The sequence below is a fragment of the Phycisphaeraceae bacterium genome, from assembly GCA_020851465.1.
Lineage (GTDB): Bacteria > Planctomycetota > Phycisphaerae > Phycisphaerales > Phycisphaeraceae > JADZCR01.
Window position 1 is genome coordinate 344,503 of sequence record JADZCR010000003.1, and the last position, 14,423, is coordinate 358,925.

The 14,423-nt window shown below is 54.1% G+C and carries 8 protein-coding genes and 1 tRNA gene; 6 read left to right on the plus strand and 3 right to left on the minus strand.

Annotated features, from left to right (window positions below; translation table 11 throughout):
- Positions 1 to 277 precede the first annotated feature (277 nt).
- Both IT444_04730 and IT444_04735 read left to right on the plus strand, forming a co-directional pair.
- Positions 278 to 1,468 carry a hypothetical protein gene (locus IT444_04730; GenBank protein ID MCC7192070.1) on the plus strand — a complete coding sequence of 397 codons (1,191 nt, stop codon included), beginning with the start codon at positions 278 to 280 and terminating at the stop codon, positions 1,466 to 1,468.
- 299 nt (positions 1,469 to 1,767) lie between these two features.
- On the plus strand, positions 1,768 to 3,441 hold the full coding sequence (locus tag IT444_04735) for a DUF11 domain-containing protein (GenBank protein MCC7192071.1): 1,674 nt from the start codon (positions 1,768 to 1,770) through the stop codon (positions 3,439 to 3,441).
- Between the two features lie 138 nt (positions 3,442 to 3,579).
- Here IT444_04735 and IT444_04740 read toward each other — a convergent pair whose 3' ends face one another.
- Positions 3,580 to 5,715: a hypothetical protein gene (locus IT444_04740; GenBank protein MCC7192072.1), complete on the minus strand. Its 2,136-nt coding sequence runs from the start codon at positions 5,713 to 5,715 to the stop codon at positions 3,580 to 3,582.
- 200 nt (positions 5,716 to 5,915) lie between these two features.
- On the opposite strand from IT444_04740, the gene IT444_04745 reads away from it, so the two are divergent.
- Positions 5,916 to 5,990, plus strand: a tRNA-Pro gene (locus tag IT444_04745).
- A 72-nt stretch (positions 5,991 to 6,062) separates the two neighbouring features.
- On the opposite strand, the gene IT444_04750 is transcribed toward IT444_04745, so the two are convergent.
- On the minus strand, positions 6,063 to 7,031 hold the full coding sequence (locus IT444_04750) for a fatty acid desaturase (GenBank protein ID MCC7192073.1): 969 nt from the start codon (positions 7,029 to 7,031) through the stop codon (positions 6,063 to 6,065).
- Positions 7,032 to 7,245: 214 nt separating this feature from the next.
- Here IT444_04750 and IT444_04755 point away from each other — a divergent pair, with 214 nt between their 5' ends.
- Positions 7,246 to 8,112: a class I SAM-dependent methyltransferase gene (locus tag IT444_04755; protein ID MCC7192074.1), complete on the plus strand. Its 867-nt coding sequence runs from the start codon at positions 7,246 to 7,248 to the stop codon at positions 8,110 to 8,112.
- A gap of 7 nt (positions 8,113 to 8,119) precedes the next feature.
- Here the strand turns inward: IT444_04755 and IT444_04760 are convergent, their stop codons facing one another.
- Positions 8,120 to 10,303 (minus strand): glycoside hydrolase family 127 protein, encoded by a 2,184-nt coding sequence (locus IT444_04760; protein MCC7192075.1) that lies wholly within the window; start codon positions 10,301 to 10,303, stop codon positions 8,120 to 8,122.
- 296 nt (positions 10,304 to 10,599) lie between these two features.
- Between IT444_04760 and IT444_04765 the strand changes: the two genes are divergently transcribed.
- Entirely contained in the window at positions 10,600 to 12,006 is a 1,407-nt protein-coding gene (locus IT444_04765; GenBank protein ID MCC7192076.1) for an amidohydrolase family protein, read from the plus strand.
- A 57-nt stretch (positions 12,007 to 12,063) separates the two neighbouring features.
- Complete coding sequence (locus IT444_04770; protein ID MCC7192077.1) at positions 12,064 to 14,370, plus strand: UvrD-helicase domain-containing protein; 2,307 nt, start codon at positions 12,064 to 12,066, stop codon at positions 14,368 to 14,370.
- Positions 14,371 to 14,423 lie beyond the last annotated feature (53 nt).

Here is a 14,423-nt window from a genome sequence, read left to right on the forward strand (position 1 = left end):
TGTAAAGAGAATGTTGCAACAGCATTCACTGATCACCGTGTGACACAGATGAAGTTTACTTCACGTGCTGTATCGGATAAATCGTGTCAGTCTTCGCATCTACCCCATTTTTACCTATTTACTGATCTCGCATAGTCAGCAACATAGACGATGGACAGGCATGTAAAGTTCACAAAAGCTTGAGATTTACACGATTTAGACGTAGCATAGATGGGTGCGATCTACTGTCATCTCGTGTGCCACGCGGGGGCGGTCGGTACAGATTGAAATTGTTCTTGTGGGGATCAAAGCCATGAAACTGTTAGCAACGGGTGTTCTACTGTTCGCTGTTTTAATCATCGCAAATCCATTGCGTGCCAATGAAACCGACCAGTTCACTCTCCCTGCGGATAAAGAGTTTGTGGACTTGGGCCATTATTTCTCCGTTGTTCACTACCGGGTAATCAAAAATGCGGTGGATGAAGTTAACCGGAAGATTACAACCGCTCTAAAAACGAAGGATCCCGTCATCCGCAAGGAGACGCTGGCACGTCTCCAGTCACCCGGCATGCTGGCGGACGAAATCCGTAATCAGTACAAGCCCGGGTTCTTCGACATGATGGACCTTGAGGGGGTCCTGCACGCCAAACGGAATCAGGCAAATTTTCCTGGCAAATTACTGGCTTACAAAACCCGCCAATGGATCTATTCCGATACGCATCTACCCATCGACCCACGCAAAGCGGTGCTTCTTTTCCAGTCTTCAACCGTCAAACTCTACGGCACGTACATGGGAGTGGATAAAATTTCTCACTTTCACGACTTGGGGCACATCTACTACAAGCAGTATCTATCCGCAATCACCAACGGTTTGTCGCCTGAAGAAGCAGAAAAATCTACGCTTAACGCCTTCGTAAACGGCCCAATTTCCGAACGCGGTGCAATCGGATCATTCGCAACCGGCGTTTATTCCAATGCGGACCTTGCTGCCAACTTCGTAGGTTTCAAGTTTTACCGAAATCTGACAGAACCAGAGCGGCTCAAAGGTGTGGTGCGACCGCCTATGGTCGTAAAAAACGGGGATCTATGGCAGCTCAATACGCAGATGACGGAATCTTCGAACTTTTTTCAGTGGTTTGTGTCCGACCACTTCAATGAAGCACTCAACCCCTGCATCTATGAAGCAGGTATGCGGGGGCCTATTTCGCGACGACTTGAGCGTAACGCGACAACGATCCTCGCTGTCTATGCCAATCCGATCACCAAGCAACCGCGCAGTCGAGAATGGTTCGAAAAAAAGGCGGAAGAAACTTTCTATTACTATGGTGAGTATTACGGTCACTCAGATCCCGGCACAACGAATGTAACTATCAGTAAATACTGCTTTGGCAATCAACCAGCACCTGCGAATACCGCTTCGAAAGAGACCGTAAAACCTTTAGAACGACCACGGCCATTCGCCCCCGGATCGGTCAGTTCAACCAAATAGCGCGCAGAACATCAAATTGGTTGCTATGATGAACCCAGAAGGTAACGGAAGCGGCTAAATACTCAGAGCCGGGGGATGTGGGCTTCAACGAGGATAACGAGATGGGGATCCAGGGAAAATGTCGGGTATGGCCGGATAACCCGGCATGCGTATCCGTCGGAACATTTCGGGGACTACCCAGTCTTGCTGATCTGGTAATCTTACCGCGGCGTCGCGTGACGCCGGGATTCGTCTGTTCCCTGATTTTTTGAAGGGGGCGTCACTCTCTTCAGGGGAATGTTTCTATTAAGGGGTCTCAAATGAATTGGAAAAAGTGGTTGTCAGTCGGTACAGCGGCATGCCTGCTCACGGCAGGGATGGCGCTGACAGGATGTGAAACGTGGGATAAGGGAGGTACCGCCGACGACGGTGCGGCCGAGACGATGGTCCGCCGCCCGACCGAGGCACCTGCCTCACCGAAAGCCAGCGGTCCTGCTGCGGATTCTTCGCATGGTCGAGCGGGCACGATGGTCCAACGGCCCACCGAGGCAGAGGCTCCTCCGCCTCCAGCACCCAAGAAGGTAGAGCGCAAGGCTGAGCCGGCTCCCGCGCCGCGTCCCAGCGTCAACTGCGCTACCCTCGCGTACCCGACTGGTAACCGCGAAACTTCCGCCCTCTGGGTCGAGAAGTGCGCTCCTTCACAGGTCGTCGCAGGCCAGGAGTTCGATTACACGATCCGCGTGACGAACCTGACCAACATGACTCTTTCGGAAGTCCGGGTTGTCGAGCAGATGCCCGCAGGCTTCAAGGTCAGCAAGGCCACCCCGGAAATGGGCGGTCGTGACGGATGGACCTTCGACAAACTCGCCCCACACGAAACCAAGACCATCACGGTCACTGGTTCCGCCGCTGCTCAGGGCACGCTCGAGAACTGCATCTCGGTGACTTACAACCTGTCGGCCTGCCTGGCGGTCAACGTCGTCTCGCCGGCTCTGAAGCTCACCAAGACCGCGCCGGAAAACGTTCTGCTCTGCGAGAACATTCCGGTCAAGCTCGCGGTGACAAACACCGGTACGGGTACCGCCCGCAACGTGAAGATCGTCGATACGCTTCCTGACGGACTCGTAGCCGGTGATCGTTCGGGTGAAGTGGTGATCAACGTCGGTGATGTGGCTGCGGGTCAGACCCGTGAGTATACCGCCACCCTCCGTCCCACCAAGCGTGGCAAGTTCACCAACAACGCCAAGGCCACTGGTGACAACGGCCTGACCGCCGATGCCTCGGCGACTACCACCGTCACCGAGCCGGTCCTCACCATCACCAAGACCGGAGCCAAGAAGGAGTTCATCGGTCGTGCCGTGCAGTACACGATCACGGTCAAGAACACCGGCGACGCTCCCGCGAAGAACCTGACCATCAAGGACACCGGCAATGGCACCGCCAGTGCCGCGTCTGACGGCGGCAGGATTGACGCTACCGGCGTTACCTGGAGCCTCGGTACACTCGAAGCCGGTCAGTCCAAGACGGTCACCGTTTCTCGTACCGGCAACGCCATGGGAACGATCAAGGACACCGCTACGGCTTCGGCGACCTGCGCCCAGGCTGTCACTGCCTCGGCCGAGACCGAGATCGTGGGTATCCCGGCGATTCTGCTCGAAGTGGTTGACACTGACCCGGTGAAGGTCGGCGGCACCACGACCTACACCATCACCGTGACCAACCAGGGTTCGGCTGACGGCACCAACATCGTGATCACCAGCTCGCTGGAAGACTCGATGGAGTATGTCTCGTCCGATGGCCCGACCAAGGGCACCGTGGCGGGCAAGACCATCACCTTTGCCGCCATTCCGAAGCTCGCGCCTCGCGAGAAGGCCACGTTCAATGTTGTGGTTAAGGCCATCAAGGCTGGCGACGTTCGCTTCAAGACCACGATGAAGAGCGATCAGCTCAGCCGTGACGTGGAAGAGACCGAAGCGACGAACTTCTACGAGTAAGAAGCGGTGCGACTCTACGAGTCGCGCATCTTCAGATGTCTGAAAAATACAGAACGGCACGGCGCGAAAGCGCCGTGCCGTTTTTTATTCCCGAACGGGGCCGTCACGCATACTCACGACTACGCATGTTGCCGCGGCTCAAGGCCCGTACCGGTTCAGATCGATGTTGCCGATCGGTACACCACTGACCAGAGCAATGCCGCTCCAGATGGCAATGGCCATCAATTCGCCTGTAATGACACCAATAGCGACAAGCCTCGCATGGTCAAAAGTAGCTTTCCCGCCGTAGCGGATTACTAACCGCTTGAGCATCCATGCGATAAAAAAGCTCAACCAGAGCTGGTCCATCAACGGATTGATCAACATGATGTAGCCAATCGGATGCGGAAACCAGAAAACGGTCTGACGCAGGTAAAGAGATAGTGCCACCCACAGTCCTCCCGCTCCCAACCAGGTCGTGTTGACGACATTCATCGTCGGCGGCTGGCGGATGACATTCATCGCAGTCTCAAGGATTTGATCGCGTGGCATGATGCCGTAAAACCAATAATGCATGCGGTCAGCGCCACGGCTATACGCAAGTACCAGCGCGAAAAAGAGACCTGCAATCACACTGGCAACGACGCTGGAGATGACCGTGACGTGGTACCGGATGCGATTGGCACCGGCGTCTTCACACATCTTGGCACCGTTGAGCATGCTCGGCGCGATGAAGGCTTTGGGGTCAAAGAAAAACAGGCTGTAGATCGGCAGGATCGGTGCGAGGGTTGCGCCGCTGAGCAGCTTGCCCAGCCCAGTCATTTTGTAAATGTGAAAAAAGCCGGTGTGGGTCTGGAACCAGTAGATACCACCCTCAGCCACGATCCGCATCAATCCCAACGTCAGCAGCGTCAGCACAAGCACGAAAATCAGTGACCATCCCAGAGGAAGGTGATTCCACCGGAACCAAAAGGTCAGAACGGTGATGCTGAAAAACAGGCCGATTACCGGCAGCGTTAACAAAAATCGCTCCCTGAACGGCCGACGGATTGCCAACTCGTGATAACGTCGCACGCAACGATACAGACTGATTGCGGAGAACATCATCATTCCGCCACCCCCTTGGGCGGAGACAAAATTGGTATCCCAGAGAAAATTGCTTGGAAAGTCCGCAGCCGTGCGTCCATACCCAAGCCAGGTCGCAATCAAAATCATCAACCGCCCCAAGAGGTAATAAAACCAGATGGAGAAACTCATCTCCGCAGGCAATAGAAACGCCAGCCCCACGGCTGTGAAAATGAAAAAGACCGCGATAGAGTGCGACATCCCTTCGAGAAATGTGCCCTGAAGAATGGGGTCGAGCCGCCACGCACTCATACCCGTGAGAATCTGACCTACGCCCGGCCCCAGCCAGTACGCCTGCACCGATGCGTTCCATGCGGTAATGACAAACGTGATTGCAAAGCCGATCCAGAAGGCGTGGGTTCGGAAAATCGGCGGAAGTACACGGTCCGTATCGTGGTCGGGAAGCAGGCTTTCGGGAAGTTTGGCGAGTGGGAATGTAATTTTCTCGCGGCGCGACCAGAACGGCAGAACGACATACGTCAAGCTGTAAAAAAGCAGATAGGACGGAACAATGTAAAGCATCCACCAGGCAATCGGTTTGAGCCACTCAAGCCACGGAATATGAACGATGACATGAAGATAAAACGCAGCATGTACCCACACGCTGTCGGTCGGATTCGGCGCCGGGCCGATACCTTCACGGAATTGCGCAATAACGCTCGGATCAGTGATGTATAGATGACGATTCAGGGAAGGAATGAGTTGCTGGTTCCACCCTCGCTGCGGTGTATTCCAATCGGGGTTGAAAGGAGCTGCAATCAGCGGGACGAGTTGTTCGACAAGGCCATATGTGGATATTCCCGCGGTAATGAGCATTGAGACGAACAGAACGGTTAATTCCGCCCGCCCCAGCGGTCTGGGCCCGCCCCAATGACGATGAACAAAGCGAAGGATGGGATTCACCCCAAGCACTGCGATCACCAACAGCGGAAACCCCAGTACCGGGATGAGCGTTCCCGCCAGACCTGCATAGCGGAGATTACTCGCGGCAATCCAGAGAACGGATTGAAAGACGCAAAGAAAAAGTGAGATAGGCAGAATGGTCCAGCGTGTGCCGAAGATGACTTCGTGGTCGAGATGATGATCTGCATCACCCGGAAGTCGCGCCAGATCAGCACGTCGGTAACCTGCCAGATGTGCTTCGTCGTTTTGCCGCGCTCCACGTCCCAAGCCGTGTCCGTCTCCAGCCCGGCCCCGCCGGATATTTCAAGGTCTAATGGTGCGTCATGGAAAGACTATCGGCATGAGACAGCCTTCACCCGTTGTCGTTTAGCGTCCGAAAACCTCGTTCGTCCTGTTTCTTGCACAGGTAGCCCGCTGTTTGATCGCTCACCGATTCGCGGATAAAGTTGACACTTTGCGAGTCCTCGCGGGGTGTAGCGCAGCTTGGTTAGCGCGCCTGACTGGGGGTCAGGAGGTCGAGAGTTCAAATCTCTCCACCCCGATTAAAATTGAATCGTCTGTTGCAGCGGAAAAGTATTACAAAGACAGGATCGAAGACCAGAGGCAAATAAAGATCACTTACCCTGTTTAGGTCTGACCACGTTCCACGCCAATCCTAGCTTTTCCAGCACCAGCACAATCATGTACACCCCGTCGTACTCCCACCAGCGGTTGCGATTGCATGCACTGGCGGGCTGATGGTGATGATTGTTGTGCCAGCCTTCGCCGTTAGAAATTAAGGCTACGAACCAGTTGTTCCTGCTGCCCTCGCCTGTCTCATGGGAGCGGTATCCAAAAAGGTGCGTCAGTGAATTGACTGACCAAGTGATGTGCCACACCATGACGGTACGCACAAACACGCCCCAGACGAGCAGGCTCAGACCAAGCTGTACTCCAGCAGCATGACCATCCATCGCCCAGCCAATCACGTAACCCACTACGACATGCGCCAGCGCGTGAGTGAGATAAATCCAGATAGGCAGCAGGCGACGCTCGAGTTTAAGGTAGAACGGATCACGCAGAATATCTCGTGCATAGCGCTCGTACGAAGAAACATTGTGCAAGCCCCGGTTCTCAACCATCAACCAGCCTACGTGGCTCCACCAGAAGCTTACGAACGGACTGTGCGGGTCTTCCTGTTCGTCGGAAACCTTGTGATGAAGACGATGCGTGGCCACCCATCGCCCGGGGGCATCCTCCAGACAGCACAGCGCAATGAAAACCAATGTTCGTTCCACCCAGCGAGGGCATTTGAATGCACGATGCGCCAATAGTCGGTGATAGCAGAGATTGATACCGAAACTGCCGTACACCCACAGGCCGACGAACATCACCCAGAAGCCGGTCCAACTCCAGAAAAACGGAATGACTGCAGCCAGTGCCAGCACGTGCATCAGCGTGATAGGAATGACGTAGTGCCAGACAAGACGGTTAGGAATGGACTTGACGGGACGTTGCAGACGAACCGGCTTCCACGCATGAGTAACCGGCGGCGCGATATTCCCCCCTATCGAGTCAGGTTCCGCTTCCGTGAGAACCGGCATGGAATTGACGGCTTGTGTCATGCTGATCCAGCCAGCGACGAAGCCTCGCTATAAGCGCTCCGCGGCAATTCGATTCATTAAGTGAATCATAGACAATATGTATCGATCATGCTCGCACACACGGCCTCGTTTTCGCAGAGGATCCGAAATTTTCACACTGTTCCAACAATTTTCGGCGATTCCGGCGATACTTCAGTAATCCAAGGATTCCGTGATGCCCACAACTCGCCCCTTTTACGAAAATGTTCAGGCTCATTACGACCTTTCCGACGATTTCTACTCACTGTTTCTTGATCCGTCGATGACCTATAGCTGTGCCTATTTCGAGCGTGACGGTATGTCACTCGAGGAAGCCCAAGCTGCCAAGGTTGATCTTTCACTGGGGAAGTGCGATCTGAAACCGGGATTGACTCTGTTGGATATCGGATGCGGCTGGGGATCGACTGCCATGCGGGCGGCACAGCGATTCGGTGTCAAGGCTATCGGCCTGACACTCTCGAAAAACCAGCAGTCGAAGGCAACCGATCGTGCCCGCATGCATGGTCTGGCAGATCGTGTGCAGTTCCGGCTTCAGGGTTGGGAGGAGTTTGACGACTCCGCGGATCGGATCATCAGCATCGGGGCATTCGAACATTTCCGCAGAGAACGATTCGCTGCGTTCTTCACCCGTTGCCGACAGATCATGGCCAGGACGCCAGATGCCCGCATGATGCTTCACACAATTCTGCTGGGCGATGAGAGAACCCTTCAACCCGGCGAAACACTGGCTACGCATGAGCACATACTTTTCGCAAAGTTCATCCAGAAAGAAATATTCCCCGGCGGGCAGCTCACGCAGAGAAAAGTTGCCGAGCAGTTCGCCCAGGCAGCAGGCTTTAAGGTTGAGCTAGTGCAATCGCTCCGGCTGCATTACGCCCGAACACTGGACTGCTGGGCGGCCAATCTTGAGCGGGAGCGTGACCGCGCTATCGCTACAACATCGCAGGAGGTTTTCGATCGGTATATGAAATACCTTCTCGGCTGCGCGCGGTACTTCCGCAGCGGGCACCTGGATGTTTGCCAGTTTTCACTGGCTGTTTAAGGCACATTCACTTTACTGCCGATGCCCGCCACGGCTCGCTGTATTGCATCGTGTCGAGCCAACCTTTTGCAGCAAATGAAGCAAGGCAACCCATCCAGCTCAAATGTGCCGCTGCTGCATATCCTGATTCGTAACGTCCCCACTCCTGCACCGTCAAGGGGACATGTTGGGCAGCCTGATATTGACGCCAGGCGACTCGAAGATATTTTTCGTCTCCACTGAGCAGGTAGCAGGTATTGATTGCATCGGGCAATTTGGATTGAACGTAATACACACCTTCGACTTCAGAATCGAAGTGATAATCGAACAACCCGTCAGGCGTTCGGCGATGATCAATACACCAGTCTATCACATTCAACATGAAATTTTTTACTTCGTTATCGCGGTGGAAATGACGCGCCCGATCCAGTCCGATCAACGCCACACCAATGGTGAATACCGCGTCGTAGGGGTAAAAACTTGTCGGCGAATGAGTGAGGTAAAAATCTACTAATTTCTCAAGCCCGCGCAGGTATCGTGGATTACCAGTCAGGTCGTAGATGACAGTAATCGCAATTAGTGCCCAGCCGCCTTCCCTCGCGGTACCATTGAGTACCTCCCAACGCTGATCCAGATACTTAAGGAAAAAGTCACCAATCCTGCGAGCGACCTGCAGTGCATAGGGTTCGCCCGTGAGTTGGTAGTAAAGTGAAAGCCCTTCGATCCACATATGGCTTGGATATGCAGCCCCGCGAGTGTGCATGATGCAGTGGGCTGGCACTCCGCCCTCCCGCCACGGATCGTCTGAAACCGCGACAAAATCTGTATGCATCAGGTGTTCGGCAGCCTGCCTGCACTTTTCAAAAACAGCCTGCTGTCCGGTACGGGCAAACTCCTTGGCGCTGCTGGCGATGAAATCGTATTCGTTGTTTCGCATGACGGTCCTCCATCGCTGGTCCGGCTGCAATGAAGCCAGACGTGCCGACAGTCCGTCAAACGAATCGTCACCCCAGTCGAATGTACCCCGCCGCCAACTGAAGCCATATGTCTGGCGGTATTGAATTTCAGTACGTGGAAATCTCGCTGGCTCAAAGCGGAATGGAATACGCCAGCCACCGGCACGATATTGATCCGCATCGACTTTGACAATTGGTTTACGTAGCCAGCTCCAGCCCACGTCTTCGCATTCCGCTGCGGTCGCGCCGGCAGGCAACTTCACCAGTTGGAATCGCTGGAAAAGTGCCATCCCGCGTTGCCAGTCGAGTGGCGACGCATCCGGAGGATGCAAATCAATGACGACCCGTGAACCTTCAAATCGCCAGGCCTTGGGAAACCGTTGCGCTGCTTCAGGCATCACCAACAACCAAGTCGCTTCACCGTCTCCTGCAGCTATCCAGTTTGAAACCGTAGTCAATCCTTCAACCTCGTAAACCGGATAGTCAGCCGCGTTCTCATGAAGCTGCGCTGGATCAGTTACTCGCACGCCTCCGGCGTCGGCGACCACCGTCAAGGGGTTTGACGATTCAATCAACCTCGGATGATCGACCATGATGCAAGTTTGCCGAATCAGATGCCGTGTGGGTTTAACGGGAAGCTCTAGCTCCAACCTCACTGCACGCACCGGCGTATTTTCGCCAGGCAAATGGTTAATCAGACGAATAGCAAAATCGCCGCCCGCATACCAACTCCACAACCGTCGAGTGATCGCACCGTAAAACGCGGGTTGATTGTCAGGTTGAGCAATCGTGAATTCCTGCTCAGCCTGGTCAACCCAAAAATCGGAAGTGTGTTCAGGAAGTGGAAACTCCACCTGCTGCGATATGCGTGAACCATCCTGAAGAAGCACTGAAACATTAAACCGCGTTGGAACGTCTAATGATGCAACAGGTAGGACATCGGGTTTTACTCCTGTCGCGCGGCGTAAAGTAAAGCTCTTTTCCGCTTTTCGTGCGAGATTCAATGGCAACCATACTTCGTATGATCGCACCGATCCGTCCGACCATTTGAGAAAGGGTTTGACCATCGCGGGTATTACCCGGCCATGCTCGTCAGCGACTTCCATCGCCTGCTCAGCCTTCCACACGCTGCGCTGAACGGGCACACTTATGCGTACGGGATGTTTGTCATAGCGGCTCGCTCCTTCGACCTGCTGACAGATGCCGCAGACATAATTCGACACCACGCGAAACGGCAGAATAGTTGCTTCATTCATCGCATTGCTCATGGATATTTCTCGTTCCAGATGTAACAACAAGCTAGGACGTTTGATCGCGTTGGACAATCAAGCCCGCTTTAGCAGGTTTCTACGCTGGAGTACCCGATGTGCAGTCATAATCGCGCATCGCGGATACTTTCCCTGCTCTGCCGCATCCTATCTCAACAATGTGAGGCCTTGATTAATTCGACTGTTATCATCGCGGATGATTGACCTACAATGATGGCTTGGATGCAACAGGCGCCGCCCCGTTCTACCTCTGAATGGGAGGCGACCCCTTTCCGGAGACACGCATGAGCACCGCCAGCGAATTGCGCGATTACATCGAGCAAATTCCGTTTTTTGACACACATAGTCACGCAGCAGGGTTCGACACAGGCACACCCTTGGATGACAAACAGGGAAAGAGCCTGCCCGCGCTGATTATGAATGATTATCTCTCCTACCTCGCTGGTAGTTGTGCGGATGTGCCGATACCTCCTCAGAAAAACGGCAGCTGGACGCTGGAGTCTGCACCAACCTATTTCGAGGGTTTGTTACCCGTACTCGACCAGTATCGTGCTCTGACCACGTGGAAGGTGTTGCGTGAAGGAATCCGCGAGCTGTTTCCCTTCAAGGAAGAGGACATCACGGAAGCCAACTGGCATCACCTCAACGAACAAATAGTTGCGGCGTACCAGGAGTACGGCGAGCGCGAGTGGTACCGCATGGCAATTCGGCGAGCAAATGTTATTCGCCAAAACCAGATGGCAACCCTTCCCTACGTCACTGATCACTGGGACACTCTGCCACCCGATGAGCGACAGCAGCAAAAGGCGTTTCTCCTGCCGAGTCTAATCCTTGACGGTTACTTGTTCTCCGGATTCGCATCAGGCAAGCCCGGACGAGAACGGAGCAAGGAATTACTCAACTGCGAACCGAAAACTCATGCGGAATATCTCGACTTCATGGGTAGGGTTTTGGATCTTTTCAAATCGCGCGGCGGAGCGAGCGTAAAACTGCTCATCAACTATCATCGAACGCTTTTTTTTGACAGCGAGGTAACTGATACGGAAGCAGCATCACTCTTTGCAAAACACCCTGATAATCCTGCTCCACCTAGATTGACCCCCGGAGAGTTTCAGCGGTTACAGGACAATCTGTGCTGGCACATGCTGGAAATGGCTCGGGATCGAGGATTACCGTTGATCGTTCACTGCGGCTATTCCTGGCCGACTCACTGGGGCGATCCGGAAAATATGCACAATCTGTTCAAAAATCCGCGCGTGCGCGGCCTCAACGTGGATCTGTGCCACAGCGGTTGGCCACATCACGGCGGAGGAATGATTATGGCCCGCAGTTACCGCACGTGTTACTTCAATCTCTGCTGGACCCCGATGCTCTCCGCTGATCTCGGCCGACAGATCCTGAGCCAGTGCATCGACATGTTGCCGAAAAATAAAATTCTTACCGGCACAGATTGCGGCTCCGCGGAGTCGATGCTCGGCACGGTTCGCCACCTGCGCAGTGAATTAGGCGCTGTCCTGCTCGAAAAAATCGAGAGAGGTTATTTCGGTTTGGATGTCGCCAAAAAAACCGCGCGGGCGATTTTGTTGGACAACCCCCTGGAATTTTATGCAATGAAATACGATGACATCGGCCTGCGGGAAGAGGAATCGATGCTTACTTCCGCTGGGCAGGTTTCCAACGTGAATCCATAAATAGCTGCTCCGTCACGATCAAAATGTCACGCTCTGTCTTGTTAGACTGAGGCACGGATGCCGGAAGACCCCATCACTCCTGTTGATACCCAAACCGATCCGTTGTTGGCTGATCTGACCGAGCCGCAGCGCGAAGCGGTCACGCACGTTAATGGGCCATTGCTGGTACTGGCTGGCGCAGGTTCTGGTAAGACTCGCGTTATCACGAGGCGCATTGCTCATCTGGTGCTGCGTGTCGGTATTCCTCCGTGGAATATTCTGGCTATCACGTTCACCAATAAAGCCGCCGGTGAAATGCGAGACCGTGTAGCTAAGCTCGTCAGCGAACGACAAGCACGAGCGATTTCCGTCTGCACCTTTCACAGTCTCTGCGCGAGGATCATCCGACAGTACGCATCAAAGCTCGACCTGCCGCCGGGGTTTTCCATTTATGACACTGCCGATCAGACCCGCGCAATCAAAACCGCGCTCGAGGCACTGCAAATCAACGTCAATAATTTCCCGCCTGGCAAGGTACTCAGCACGATCAGCTCGGCCAAAAACGAATTGATCGACGCTGCTGCATACGCATCCAATGCGAATGATTTTTATTCCAAGAGTGTTGCGAAAATCTACTCAAAGTATCAGCAGATCCTTGCTCGAAATAAGGCTCTGGATTTTGACGACCTGCTGATGAAAACAGCGGACTTGATGCGGAATCACCCGAACGCCCTTGCGGAGTTGCGGCAACGATTCACTTACCTGCTCATCGACGAGTACCAGGACACGAACCACGCTCAATTCATCATCGCCCATGCTCTTGGCAGCGAGCATCGCAACGTCTGTGCAACCGGTGACCCCGATCAATCCATTTATGGATGGCGCGGCGCGAACATCCGCAATATTCTCGAATTTGAAAGCCACTACCCAGAAGCGAAAGTGGTCAGACTCGAACAGAACTACCGCTCAACTAAAAATATCCTCGCGGTGGCCGACGCATTGATCCGGAACAACAAACAGCGCAAGCACAAATCTCTCTGGACGGAGAACGAGGCCGGCGAAGCGGTGAGCGTCGTAACCTGCTACGACGAACGTAAGGAAGCGGAGTGGATCGTCAGCCAGATGCGGGAGTGGCACGATGAAAAGAAGCTGCCCTGGGGTGGGATGGCTGTTTTTTACAGAACCAACTCGCTCAGCCGTGTCGTCGAGGACGCTCTGCGTGCATCAGGTATTCCATACCAGATCGCCCGAGGCACAGCGTTTTATGAACGAAAAGAAATCAAAGATGCCGTTGCCTATCTCCGCGTCATAGCCAATCCGTCGGATGAGACAAATCTAGCCCGCATCCTCAATACGCCTGCTCGTGGAATCAGTGAAGCAACGATCAAAGGTTTGCAAGCATTTGCGGTGGTCAATGGCTGGTCACTCTATGAAACAATCTGCCGTGTAGCTTCCGTAACCAACCTTGCTCCGCGTGCTGTGGCGGCCGTGCAGAAATTCACGAACATGATCGAAACATGGCGGCACATCGCGGGATTGGAAACATCCCCCGGTATCCCGGATCGTTCCCCTGAACAAAACATTGGCACAAACAAGGCTGATATCGAAATCTCACTCCGTGCACTGGTCGAGCGTGTATTGACGGATTCAGGACTGCATCAATATTACCGTGATGACAAGACCGATCCGGATGGAGAACGACTAGCGAACCTCGGCGAGCTTGTCAGTTCGGCCCAACAGTTCGAAGTGGATCTTGCTGCGGTCGATGGCGATCTACCCAGCCTGGCGGAGCGGCTTGGAGCGTATCTTGAGCAAATCAGCCTCGTAAGTGATGTGGATGATGTGAACCCGGAGAAAGGTGCGGTCACACTCATGACCTTGCACGCAGCCAAAGGTCTGGAGTTCCCTCTCGTCGCACTCATCGGAGTAGAGGACGGCCTGCTCCCACATGTCCGGTCGCATGCCAGCCCTACTGAGATGGAGGAAGAACGCCGCCTTTGTTTCGTCGGCATCACACGAGCACAAAGGATGCTGCTCATTACACACGCGCGGTTCCGCACGATTTTCGGCCAGACCACGCCAACGATTCCAAGCCGATTTCTCAACGAGTTTCCCAGTGGCAACATCAAGACGGAAGACGTTTCCAATCAAGACTCATGGACCGCGGGTGAAGATCGATTCCCCGGTATTTCCCGGCTGCGTCAAAGCGCTCAGCAGGAAACGGCTGAATACCCGCCGGGAACGTTGGTCCGTCACCCGCAGTTTGGGCTCGGTCGCGTGTTAACGGTTAATGCTTACGGCACGCAGACGAGGGCACAGATCGCGTTCAATACGTCTGGAGTTAAAACCTTGATCCTCCAATACGCAAATCTTCAGCGCGTTTGATCATCCAGACGTGAGCTAACTGCTCAAGTCATGTTGCTTCATCCAGTTCACCT

What these genes read in the sequence shown, in the direction of transcription:
- IT444_04760 (MCC7192075.1), bottom strand. Translation starts at nt 10,303, where the DNA reads ATGAATGAAGCAACTATTCTGCCGTTTCGCGTGGTGTCGAATTATGTC.
- IT444_04765 (MCC7192076.1), top strand. Translation starts at nt 10,600, where the DNA reads ATGAGCACCGCCAGCGAATTGCGCGATTACATCGAGCAAATTCCGTTT.
- IT444_04770 (MCC7192077.1), top strand. Translation starts at nt 12,064, where the DNA reads ATGCCGGAAGACCCCATCACTCCTGTTGATACCCAAACCGATCCGTTG.
- IT444_04735 (MCC7192071.1), top strand. Translation starts at nt 1,768, where the DNA reads ATGAATTGGAAAAAGTGGTTGTCAGTCGGTACAGCGGCATGCCTGCTC.
- IT444_04755 (MCC7192074.1), top strand. Translation starts at nt 7,246, where the DNA reads ATGCCCACAACTCGCCCCTTTTACGAAAATGTTCAGGCTCATTACGAC.
- IT444_04750 (MCC7192073.1), bottom strand. Translation starts at nt 7,031, where the DNA reads ATGCCGGTTCTCACGGAAGCGGAACCTGACTCGATAGGGGGGAATATC.